Below are 11,666 nucleotides of genomic sequence, written 5' to 3'. Positions count from 1 at the left end.
CTATATAATAAACATCATAAAAACGACGGAAGCTGCGTTCAATGAAATTAGATAAATTCGATCGTGAGATTTTACGAGTACTTCAACAAGATGCCACTGTCTCTATGGCTGAGTTGAGTCAGAAGGTGGGGCTTTCCCATACCCCATGTTGGCGACGAGTAAAAAGGATGGAAGCCGATGGTATTATCATCGGTAAAGTTACCTTATTAAACAGTAAAAAGTTGAACCTTGGGGTGTCGGTTTTTATTTATGTCACCCTTAAAAATCATGATGGTGACTCCCTTACCGATTTTGAAAATGCAGTACAAAGTATTGATGAAATTGTTGAGTGCCACACCACCAGCGGCGAGAAAGACTATTTGCTTAAAGTGATTGTGGAAAGTATTGAAGAATATGAATTTTTACTGAAAACGAAGCTTACTCATCTTCCCTTGGTTGATCATGTCAGCTCCACCTTCGCGTTAAAACAAGTGAAGAACACCACAGAGCTGCCTATCAAACGACAGTAGGTTTCATTGAAACCTACGCCCTGCTGCCTATCGACTGCCCTTCTTTCTTACGTTATTAAAGCACGCTATCAATCTGTTTCTCAGGCAGGGCTTTTTCAAAAGCCGGTAGTGCATTGCAGTTGTCTGTTATTTTCTGAATAAGCGGATATCGTGTCATATCCACATTAAAGCGATGCGCGTTATACACTTGTGGAACTAAACACAAATCAGCCATGGTCACGTCAAAGTCAAAGCAATACTTCCCCGCTTGGGTTTGTAGCCGCTTTTCAATGGCATCGAAGCTCAGCGTTATCCAATGCGCTGCCCATTTATTCACACTTTCTTGTTCAGCACTATATTCACTTTTAAGTTGATTGAGTACACGTAGGTTACTTAGAGGTTGGGTGTCGCATGCAATATCTTGAGCCAGCGCCCTTACCCTTGCCCGCTCTGTCTTATGCGATGGTATTAACTGATACGGAGAGGGAAAACGTTCATCTAAGTATTCGATAATGGCTAAAGACTGATTAAGAATAATATCTTCATCATCGTCAACCAAAGTGGGCACTAGCTGAGCGGGGTTTAACTGCTTATAGGGTGCACTGTGCTGCTGGCCACCTTCATTCACAAGGTGCACTGGCATATATTGGTACTCTACACCTTTTAAATTAAGTGCAATTCTTACTCTGTAAGACGCCGTTGAGCGCCAATAACCATATAAAGTTAAACTCATAACTCACCGCCGCCTTACGTGTGTGTTGTGCTACTTATTATAATCATAGCGTAATTTGCAAAGGGCGGCGCATGCCCCCCTCCTCAGCTTGCATTAAATGGGTTTAGCTTAAAGGCTTAACCTGCTGCTCGATGGCACCGAAAATACTTTGCCCGTTACTATCAAACATTTCTATTCTAATTCGATCGCCAAATTGCATAAACGGTGTAGAGGGCTTACCGTCTCTGATGGTTTCAATCATGCGCACTTCAGCAATACACGAGTAGCCAAGCCCCCCCTCAGCGATGGCTGAGCCATGGTCAGTACCTTGTTTGTTCGATACGGTACCGGAACCAATAATGGTACCAGCGCCTAAATTACGACTCTTAGCAGCATGTGACACCAGCTTTGCGAAGCTAAATGTCATGTCTTCGCCTGCCTGTGGTTTACCAAACAACTCGCCGTTGTAGGTGGAACGAAGCGGTAAATGCACTTTTTCTTGCTCCCACGCATCCCCGAGTTCATCAGGCGTTACCGCCACGGGTGAAAAGCTAGAGGCCGGTTTTGACTGGAAGAACCCAAACCCTTTCGCCAACTCGCCTGGAATTAACCCTCTTAGGGATACATCATTCACAAGCATCACTAATCTAATGCGTTCTGCCGCTTGAGCATCAGTACAGGCCATAGGAACATCGTCAGTAACAACGGCAACCTCACCTTCAAAATCAATGCCCCACTCATCGCAGGGCAAAATAATATCATCACGGGGACCGATAAAATCGTCAGATCCCCCTTGATACATGAGTGGGTCACTCCAGAAACTTTCAGGAATTTCAGCGCCTCGTGCTTTTCTTACTAGCTCAACATGGTTCACATACGCACTGCCATCAGCCCATTGATAAGCGCGCGGTAAAGGCGATTCACAGCGGGTAGCATCAAATTCAATACTTTCTATTACCCCATTATTAAGTTGTTCGTAGCGCATATGTAGCTGTGGCGCAGTGACCTGCCAGCTATCCAGTGCTTGTTGCATAGTGTGAGCAATATCTTCTACTGAACAGGTACGCGTTAAATCTTTAGATACCAACATCAAACGGCCGTCTCGGCTATCGTTCTTATAAGTAGCTAGTTTCATAAATTGGATCCTTACTGTGATCAGCGCTTTTGCGTATGTAACATTTATTATTCTTTATGCATCACCCGCATCAAGATGAAAAGTCGGGAGCACACGACAATAATTTTCACTGTAAGCTTGGTTGTACAAAAAAAGGCGGCACTTCCTATTGAAGTACCGCCCTTATTGGTTAAGCAAGGCAACGTAAATTTAACGAAACAGTGAAACCTACATTTTTATTGATGCTTTATTTATACCGTACTCACGTAATTTATTCGCAATCGCGGTATGACTTAATCCCAACTTTCTCGCCAATTGACGAGTACTAGGGTAGAAAGGATAAAGCCGCTTCAGTAAATCTTTTTCAAATTTCTTCACTTCATCGTCTAACGTACCTTCAAAGTTTTCGTCAATAAAGGTCACACTAGGAGCACAACTAGGAAGCTGGATATCTTCTTTGGTTATTTCCTTGCCGTCTAGCAAAGACAGCGCTCTGAACAACGCATTTTGCAACTGACGGACATTGCCCGGCCAAGGATATTGTTGCAGAAAATCAACGCAGGACTTACTCAATTTAGCCGGCCTACGGCCTAACTTTGTGCTGTGCTGCGCAATAAAGGATTCTGCTAGAGGTACAATATCGTGGCGGCGTTCTTTTAACGATGGCATCACTAAGCTCAGAACATTTAAGCGGTAATATAATTCTTTTCGAAAACGCCCTTCTTCTACTAGTTGCCCTAGGTCGCGACAAGTAGTGCAAATGAATCGAACATCTACCGTAACAGGTTCTGCATCGCCTACTCGCCTAAACTCGCCATCTTCCAATACCCGGAGCAGTTTAGCTTGTAGCTGAGAACTCATATCTGCAATTTCATCAAGCAGCAGCGTACCGCCTCTCGCTTGTTCTAGTAGCCCTTCTTTAGCATTCGGTTGATTGAAAGCACCTTGTGCGTAACCAAATAATTCGGTTTCCGCCACACTGTCAGGTAGTGATGCACAATTGAGCGCTAAAAAAGCCCCCTCACTGCGGCGACTAGATTGATGACACGCACGGGCAATCATTTCTTTACCTGTGCCTGTTTCACCGAAAATAAGCACTGGTGCATCAAGATCAGCAATACGCTTTGCTTCACTTACTACGCGTTTCATGGCCTGAGATTCCACTACGAATCTATCAAAGCTGTCAGTGGGAGATTGATGAAACACACTAAACTGTTGGCCTAAGCGCATTTCCGATTTTAAAATGACCACTGCTCCGGCCATAATAATGTTGTTGTCACCGTCAGGTACTGTGATGGGTAACATGTCAGCTACATAGTCTTGTTGGATAAACTTTACTTTAGAAGACTGAGCTCGAGGCAGCTTGCCATCCATCCAGCGAGTGAAGTTAAAGCCCTTCACTACTTCACCTATTTCTACGCCTTCAACATCGTGGGCACTTTGTTCTAACCCAGAGGTTACCGCTTCATTGCACAATAAGATTTGTCCACGAGCATCAATGGAAAATACCGGATCGGGAAGCGTGCGCAGTATGGCAGAAAGCTGGGTTTTCTCTCTTTCACTTGGCATAAAATGCGTAGTTTTCACATCAGAAATACCGTCAATGCGACGAATTTTCGGCATTAAATGCTGGAAGTCTGCAAATTCAATATTGGGAAAATTAAGAAAAATTTTACCTGTCTCATCAATCTCAATACCTCTTAGATCGATTTCATGGGTAACGAGGATATCCAACACATCTTGAGTAATACCCAGTCTGTCCTGACAACTGATTTCTAATCGCATGGGTGTGACTTCACATCTCTTGTAAACTTATATGTACACAATATCACACTTTTACAAAAAGATAACAAGTTAATTATGTCAAATTATCACCTTGGAAGACTGGTATTTAAAGCGGTTCCGCGCAGCGTGAGGTGTGAAAACGTTTCCCCCAAACACGCCACGCTGTAACATAATGTTAACTTAAGCCTGCTTTTTGGCGTCAAATAAGGCCGGATATAGCCCAAGCCCTTTCGCTTTATTCACTAGGCTCATAATATCCATATCAGCCAACTCGAACAGATAATCAAAGTCAGGAAGTACGTAATACAAGGGCTGCATGATATCAATTCTATAGGGTGTGCGTAACGCATCTGTCGCTGTAAGCGGTTTTCTGATTGCCTCGTTGCTATCTAATGCATAAAGCGTTTCACCCGGGGAAGACAATATACCACCACCATAAATTTCCAGTTTTTCTGGGTTTGCTTTACTTCGAACTAACCCAAACTCAACCGTGAACCAATAAAGTCGTGCTAGATAGATTCGGTCTTCTTTGCTCGCCGCTAAGCCGAGTTTTCCGTAGGTATGAGTAAAGTGCGCGAAAGCAGGATTCGTTAGCAAAGGACAATGACCGAAAACCTCATGAAAAATATCCGGCTCTTGTAGGTAATCAAATTCACCTTTCGAGCGAATGAAGGTTGCAACAGGAAATTGCTTGTTGGCTAATAATCTAAAAAATTCACCAAAATTGATGAGGGCGGGAACTTCGGCGGTTTTCCACCCGGTTTGTGCTAACAGTACTTTATCGATATCCGGTAGCTGAGGGATGCGATCATCAGGCAGTGCCAGTAACGACAACCCTTCCATATATTGTTCGCAGGCCCGGGTTTTCAATAACGGAAGTTGCCTCGCGTACAAGGCTGCCCAGATTTGATTTTCTTCTTCTGACCAGCTTATAACGCCTTTGCTGTCTGAGGTTTTTGATTGATAAACGCTAGATTTTGCCATAACTACTTTCGACATATTCAGTGACTGACTTCTGCCAAATAGTCTAATGAAAAGCGCGCTAACAGGAAGTGTTTACCTATTCTTGTTACGCAGCCAAGCCGTAACAACTTATTTACAAATATACTTAACTCGATGCTTTACATACAAAAACCGCTCTTAAAAAAGAGCGGCTTTGGTTTTATCGGGGAGTTGCTAGCGAATGTGTTTCAAAGACACTTAACTATAATCTACTGATTTCTCGGTTAAGCTCAAATTCTCTTGAGGTCACATACGTTTCCATCTTGCGTAGTCGTATTTCAGATTTTTGAAAGCGATTACGAATATCGTGAAAAGCCTGTTTAGGTGGCTCACCAGCCTGCCAAACTTTGGTTTTCACTTCGACCTTATGACGACTATTGCTTGATGGAGAACTTGTGTTTTTCCATCCCTTGCCGCGACTTTGATGTACAGTGGTTTGTTCTTCTGGAGCGTCACCTAAAGGCTTCTTATCCAAAATGAACCAGCCCGCTATGTAAGCAACAAACATGAATGGACCCGCAAGTAAGAAAAAGCCTGTCACCGCTAGAATTCGCACCAACCATGTTTCTAAACCAAAGTAGTGCGCTATTCCTGAACATACACCCGCTATTCTTGCGTTGTCTGTATCTCGGTATAACTGCTTGCCGTTTCTCATGCGCGATTCCTCCACTCTGGAGCTTCGCTATCTAAAATAGCTTCAAGGGTTTGAATTCTGTCACTCATTTTTTCAGCTTGTTCAGCAAGTGATTGTAGTGAAGCTTGTTCTTCAACACTCAAACCTTGATTAACTTGTTTTTTGCTTCGGTAATGCAAAATTAACCAAATCGGCGCCACAAAAATCATAAAGATGACTAAGGGCATTACCAACATTGCAATGATACCTTCATCCATTGTAAATACCTCCAATAAACCCCGATTAGCCTGCCTAGTGCACTAACACTAAAAATCTAATGCTTCAGCAGGCTACCTATAATTATTATTCTGATGTTGAAGATGAACTTGTGTCACCTTTCACTCTTGCTTTAAGCGCAGCTAGCTCTTCGTCTATCTTATCGCCAGTTTCTAATTCTGCAAATTCATCATTTAAGGTTTTCTTACCTAAGTCGTAAGCATCTACCTGCGACTCTAAATCGTCAATCTTACGCTCGTATTGTTCAAAGCGCCCCATTGCTGAATCTACTTTTGTGCTATCTAACGTGCGTTTCACTTCTAAGCGTGAACTCGCTGTTTTCTGACGCATAATAATCGTTTTTTGACGACTCTTCGCATCAGCTAGCTTGTCTTGAAGCTGACCAATTTCATCCTGAAGCTTGCTAATTTGCTGTTCAACAACCGTTAGCTCGTTATTCAATGTTTCAGCAGCTTCTGCTGATTTCTTTTTTTCTTGCAATGCTGCGCGGGCTAAATCATCACGGTCTTTACTTAATGCAAGTTCCGCTTTCGCCTGCCAATCGTTAGCGTCTGCTTCATATTTATTAATTTGGCTTACAATTTCCTTTTTGTTCGCCAACGTTTTAGCCGATGCTGAGCGCACCTCTACTAATGTGTCTTCCATTTCCTGAATAATCAACCGGACCATTTTCTCCGGATCTTCCGCTTTATCTAAAAGCGCATTAATATTCGAATTCACAATGTCAGTGAAACGCGAGAAGATACCCATAATAATTACCTCATAGTCGAAAACTGGTTGTACCAAGATAAACTTGTAATAAGACTATTCAATATGCTTGCCAGTTTTTCAAATTACCCTAACTTGATAATTTTAAAAGATATTCGTTTAGTTTAAATAATGCTCGAACAACAAGTTTTTTTACTCTACACTATTAATTGGTCGAAATGACTAATATTTGAGGGATTTAATGAGTAGGTATCGTCAGCAGGATAATTTGCTAGGCCAAGCGAATAGTTTTTTAGAAGTGCTTGAGCAAATTTCACAAATAGCACCACTAGATAAACCCGTATTGGTTATTGGTGAGCGCGGAACCGGTAAAGAGCTTATTGCAGCACGTTTACACTTTCTGTCTAAGCGCTGGGATCAAAATTACGTCAAACTCAATTGTGCCGCACTTAACGAAAGCTTATTGGAAAGTGAGTTATTTGGTTATGAAGCAGGCGCATTTACTGGCGCAGCAAAACGCCGAGAAGGACGTTTTGAGATTGCCCACAATGGCACCTTGTTTCTTGATGAGCTGGCGAACACGTCTGGTTTAATCCAAGAAAAGTTATTGCGGGTAGTGGAATACGGCGAATTTGAACGGGTAGGCGGTAATAAAACCGTTAAAACCGATGTACGCTTGGTAGCGGCTACAAATGAAGATTTACCTGCATTGGCTGACGCGGGCGAATTTCGTGCTGACTTACTCGACAGGCTCGCTTTCGATGTTATTACCATCCCTCCTTTAAGAGAGCGACGTGATGATATCATGATGCTTGCTGAGAACTTTGCCATTAGCATGGCAAGAGAAATGGAAATGGAGCTTTTTAGCGGCTTTACTGAAAAAGCAAAACGCACCTTGCTTGATTACGATTGGCCAGGGAATATTCGAGAGCTTAAAAACGTGGTTGAACGTGCGGTTTATAGAACGAACAACCCACATTTGCCCGTACACGATATTGTTCTAGACCCGTTTGAATCTTTATTTAGACCCACCTCTCGTATTAAAACAAACGACAGAACCTCGAGTACGTCTGAAGCCGAGTCGACGTTAGCTTCCAATACAATGCCGTCCAATACAGTAGCGGCCAATGTAGAGAACATCGCTAAAAATAACGCCAACAATAGTGAAGCTGCTGCGAATTCACCCTCGGCGGTGTTACCCTCGTTAAAGCCCGATACGGTAGAATACCCAATTGATTTAAAAGACCGCTCTCAGCAATACGAAATTGATATGATTAAGCAAGCGTTATCCGACAGCCAATTCAACCAGAAAAAGACTGCTGAGAAACTTAGTCTCACTTATCATCAACTTCGAGGTTATCTAAAAAAATACAACCTGTTAGACTCTTCACCTGAATCGATGGAGTGCTAACTAAATGCCCGTAAAACCGCTTTTTTATGCTGCCTTTACTGTTGTTATGGTAATGCTGGTAGCTGCCTGTTCAAAACAAGATGAACATGCATTTTATAATAGCGGTTTAGTGTATTGCTCTGAAAGCAACCCCGTTACCTTTAACCCTCAGTTAGATACGTCTAGCACCACAACCGATGCGTCATCGCATCAATTGTATGACAGATTGCTAGATTTCGATCCAGATTCTGGCCGTATTATACCTAGTGTGGCCAGTAGCTGGTTAGTGTCTGATGACGGCTTAACCTACACTTTTCAACTGAGAAAAGACGTAGAGTTTCATACCACCAGCTATTTCACCCCTAGCCGAAATTTCAATGCTGATGATGTCATTTTTAGTATTGATAGATGGCGACTTACCTCGCACCCATACCATTACGTGTCTGGCGGCCGTTACCCGTATTTTGAAAGTTTGGGGCTTGCTCAAAATATCGCTTCAGTTGAGCGGTTAAACGGATACCGAGTAGAGATAAATTTAAAACGTCGAGACAGTTCTTTTTTAGCTAACTTAGCTACTGACTTTTCGGTGATGTTGTCACAAGAGTACGGTGAAGCGTTGTTACAACAAGGCTTGCCCAATCGAATGGACCAATACCCTATTGGTACAGGCCCATTCAAATTCGAAAACTACCGTAAAGATCACTATATTCGCTACCAGCGTCACCAAACCTATTGGGGCGAGCAAGATAATGCTGAACGCTTAATTTATGACATCACGCCGAAGAGCTCGTTGCGTTTGGCTAAATTAATGACTGGTGAATGTGACGCTACGGCTTTTCCTGCCCAAACGGAATTAGAAATTATCCGTTCCCGCGACGATTTATTACTGGCTGAAAAGCCAGGTTTGAATGTAGGCTTTTGGGCATTTAATACCCAGCGCCCTCCCTTCGACAACCCTGATGTTAGGCGTGCTCTAGCCGCGGCTATCGACAAAAACACCTTATTAGAAGCGGTCTACTTCGACAGTGCTACCCGCGCAAAAACACTGCTACCCGCCGCTAGCTGGGCCTTTCAAAATGATGCAGATGATACGGCTTACAATCCTGTGCTAGCGAGAAAGCTACTTGAAAATGCGGGCGTGGAGCCTGGGTTTACTATGACCATATGGGCTATGCCCATTGAACGTGCTTATAATCCTAATGCCGCTAAGATGGCAGAGCTTATTCAACGATATTTACGTGAAGTGGGCGTTACCGCCACAATTGTTAGTTACGACTGGGCAACGTTTAGACGTCACTTGCAAGAAGGGCTACACGACTCAGTTCTAATAGGCTGGTCTGCAGACAATGGCGACCCTGATAACTTTTATCGACCATTACTTAGTTGTGGCGCTATTCCCTCTGGCACTAATCGCGCCATGTGGTGTGATAGCGATTATGACGAACTTTTAGATAAAGCCTTACAGACAGAAGACCTTGAAGCCAGGCGCTTAATCTATCAGCAAGTCAATAGACTGCTTTACGAACGATTGCCATTGGTGCCTATTGCCCACGCCTTTCGTTATCAAGCCTATAGAAATGAACTTGAGGGCATGACAATTAACCCCTTTGGCGGCGTTAGATTTGGCGGAGTAGGTAAATCACTGTGATTCAAATATTATCGCGATACGGTGTGTTATTTATCTTAACCCTTTTGGTATTAACCGCCATGTCATTCTCGCTGGTGTATCTGTTTCCCGGTGATGTACTAGAAAACCTTACCGGCATTGTGCCGCAGAATGAGATTCAGCGTGAGGCGCTTATGCGCCAATTTCGCCTAGACCAACCCTATATTGTACAGTTTTTTTACTATTTATCGTCGTTACTACAAGGTGATTGGGGTTACAGCCTAGCGTCAGGATTGCCCCTTCGAGAAGAAATTGGCATCGCCATGCCCGCCACTATCGAGCTAAGCACTTATGCGATGCTGATGGCGCTTTTCATTGGCATCCCATTGGGATATTACGCAGGGCTGAAAAGTTACTCTACTACCGACCACACCATTAATGCTTTAAGCATTACCACCTATTCGTTTCCTGTTTTCTGGTTGGCACTTATTCTAATTCTGTTTTTTAGCTTACACCTTGATATTGCGCCTTTGTCGGGTCGGATTAGTTTATTGTTCGATATTGAACCGGTTACCGGCTTCGTGCTTATTGATATTATGCTGGCAGAGGGTATTGACCATGGGTTAGCCTACCGTGATGCTATTTCACACCTTGCATTGCCTACGCTGGCAATTGGGGCAATAACAACCGCTTCAATGGTGCGAATTACGCGTCGCTCGGTTATTGATGTTATTCACCGCCCGTATATTGTGGCTGCGCGCTCTAGAGGTGTATCTGAATGGCAGATTTTCTTTAGGCATGTATTACGTAACGCGTTGCTGCCTATTTTGCCTTTAATGGCAATCCAAATTACCACGCTCATCACCAATGCCATGATAGTAGAAACCTTATTTTCATGGCCTGGGATTGGTAGCTGGTTAATTCAAGCAATTTATCAACGAGACTTCCCTGCGCTTCGAGTAGGAATGTTGGCGGTATCAACCCTCGTTATTACGTTAACTATTATGGTCGACTTGTTTAATCGCATTATCGATCCTAGCCGAGAAAAGTACGAACGTGCCACAGTTTAGTTTATACGAAGAGGAGTTTCATCCATCTCCCTGGCAACGCACTTGGGCAGCTTTCCGTGGCAGCCACATTGCCATTGTTGGTCTTATTTTGCTTGGCTTCTTTATCATCTTTTCGCTGTTCGCACCGGTGGTGTCGCCCTACAACCCTGCGGAACAGAATATCGATGCGTTACTTATTCCCCCAAGTTGGGAAAGCAGCGGCTCAATAACCCATTTATTTGGCACCGATCCCCTCGGCCGAGATGTTTTCTCTCGTATTATTTACGGCTGTCGCACTACGTTAGGATCGGGATTTCTAATGGTAGTGCTAGCCATGCTGATTGGCGTAAGCATAGGTACATTTGCAGGCATGTTGCGGGGCGTGCGTTCAAGTATTGTGAACCACTTACTGGACGCTTTAATGGCTATTCCAACCCTGTTGATTGCTATTATTATCGTGGCGATTCTTGGAACAGGGTTGGTGAATAGTATGTGGGCTATTACCCTTGCGCTCATTCCACAATTTGTTCACCGTACACGCACCTTTGTGCGAGCTGAAATGAAAAAAGAATATATTATGGCGTCGAAATTAGACGGCGCAAATAGATGGCAATTGTTCGTGCACTCTATTCTTCCTAACATGACAGAAATGCTTGTGGTGCAAGGTACTGTGGCATTATCGATTGCGGTGATTGATGTGTCTGCATTAGGCTTTTTGAATTTAGGTGCACAATCACCACTCGCTGAACTTGGGGCTATTTTGGGCGATGGTCTTGATGTGGCCTACCTAGCACCTTGGAATGTAGCATTGCCTGGCATTGCTATTTTCTTATTGGTGTTGTCGATAAATATTGTGGGGGACGGCCTACGTTCTGCACTCAGAAAAAGAGTGAGCCACTAAC

Annotated in this window: 12 protein-coding genes; 5 read left to right on the top strand and 7 right to left on the bottom strand. The window is 43.5% G+C overall.

Features of this window, described 5'->3' with window-relative positions:
* Positions 1 to 41 precede the first annotated feature (41 nt).
* Positions 42 to 509: an Lrp/AsnC family transcriptional regulator gene (locus J8L84_RS13785; protein WP_013785046.1), complete on the top strand. Its 468-nt coding sequence runs from the start codon at positions 42 to 44 to the stop codon at positions 507 to 509.
* A 55-nt stretch (positions 510 to 564) separates the two neighbouring features.
* On the opposite strand, the gene maiA is transcribed toward J8L84_RS13785, so the two are convergent.
* The 7 genes from maiA to pspA all read right to left on the bottom strand — a co-directional run bounded on the left by maiA (position 565) and on the right by pspA (position 6,761).
* The gene (maiA, locus tag J8L84_RS13780) at positions 565 to 1,221 is read right to left on the bottom strand and encodes a maleylacetoacetate isomerase (RefSeq protein ID WP_211071190.1); all 657 of its coding nucleotides are present in this window, start codon (positions 1,219 to 1,221) and stop codon (positions 565 to 567) included.
* Positions 1,222 to 1,324: 103 nt separating this feature from the next.
* On the bottom strand, positions 1,325 to 2,335 hold the full coding sequence (locus J8L84_RS13775; protein ID WP_211071189.1) for a fumarylacetoacetate hydrolase family protein: 1,011 nt from the start codon (positions 2,333 to 2,335) through the stop codon (positions 1,325 to 1,327).
* A 207-nt stretch (positions 2,336 to 2,542) separates the two neighbouring features.
* Positions 2,543 to 4,099 carry a transcriptional regulator TyrR gene (gene tyrR / locus J8L84_RS13770; protein ID WP_057793227.1) on the bottom strand — a complete coding sequence of 519 codons (1,557 nt, stop codon included), beginning with the start codon at positions 4,097 to 4,099 and terminating at the stop codon, positions 2,543 to 2,545.
* Positions 4,100 to 4,279: 180 nt separating this feature from the next.
* Positions 4,280 to 5,083: a phenylalanine 4-monooxygenase gene (gene phhA, locus J8L84_RS13765; protein ID WP_211071275.1), complete on the bottom strand. Its 804-nt coding sequence runs from the start codon at positions 5,081 to 5,083 to the stop codon at positions 4,280 to 4,282.
* Between the two features lie 220 nt (positions 5,084 to 5,303).
* On the bottom strand, positions 5,304 to 5,756 hold the full coding sequence (gene pspC, locus J8L84_RS13760) for an envelope stress response membrane protein PspC (protein WP_211071188.1): 453 nt from the start codon (positions 5,754 to 5,756) through the stop codon (positions 5,304 to 5,306).
* Positions 5,753 to 5,992 (bottom strand): envelope stress response membrane protein PspB, encoded by a 240-nt coding sequence (gene pspB / locus J8L84_RS13755; RefSeq protein ID WP_013785052.1) that lies wholly within the window; start codon positions 5,990 to 5,992, stop codon positions 5,753 to 5,755. The genes pspC and pspB overlap by 4 nt, the downstream gene beginning before the upstream one ends.
* An 85-nt stretch (positions 5,993 to 6,077) precedes the next feature.
* The gene (gene pspA / locus J8L84_RS13750) at positions 6,078 to 6,761 is read right to left on the bottom strand and encodes a phage shock protein PspA (RefSeq protein ID WP_211071187.1); all 684 of its coding nucleotides are present in this window, start codon (positions 6,759 to 6,761) and stop codon (positions 6,078 to 6,080) included.
* 199 nt (positions 6,762 to 6,960) lie between these two features.
* Between pspA and pspF the strand changes: the two genes are divergently transcribed.
* The 4 genes from pspF to J8L84_RS13730 are packed head-to-tail and all read left to right on the top strand — an operon-like array spanning position 6,961 to position 11,665.
* Positions 6,961 to 8,130 (top strand): phage shock protein operon transcriptional activator, encoded by a 1,170-nt coding sequence (gene pspF, locus J8L84_RS13745; RefSeq protein WP_211071186.1) that lies wholly within the window; start codon positions 6,961 to 6,963, stop codon positions 8,128 to 8,130.
* 4 nt (positions 8,131 to 8,134) lie between these two features.
* A complete protein-coding gene (locus J8L84_RS13740; RefSeq protein WP_211071185.1) occupies positions 8,135 to 9,757 on the top strand; it encodes an ABC transporter substrate-binding protein in 1,623 nt (540 codons plus the stop codon).
* On the top strand, positions 9,754 to 10,785 hold the full coding sequence (locus J8L84_RS13735) for an ABC transporter permease (protein ID WP_057793236.1): 1,032 nt from the start codon (positions 9,754 to 9,756) through the stop codon (positions 10,783 to 10,785). The genes J8L84_RS13740 and J8L84_RS13735 overlap by 4 nt, the downstream gene beginning before the upstream one ends.
* Entirely contained in the window at positions 10,772 to 11,665 is an 894-nt protein-coding gene (locus J8L84_RS13730; RefSeq protein WP_013785057.1) for an ABC transporter permease subunit, read from the top strand. Before J8L84_RS13735 ends, J8L84_RS13730 begins: the two co-directional genes overlap by 14 nt.
* Position 11,666 lies beyond the last annotated feature (1 nt).

It is taken from the genome of Alteromonas sp. MMG017 (genome assembly GCF_018100795.1).
Classification (GTDB): Bacteria; Pseudomonadota; Gammaproteobacteria; order Enterobacterales; family Alteromonadaceae; genus Alteromonas.
Note: the sequence above shows the minus strand (reverse complement) of the source record. Positions and strands in the feature narration are given on the sequence as shown.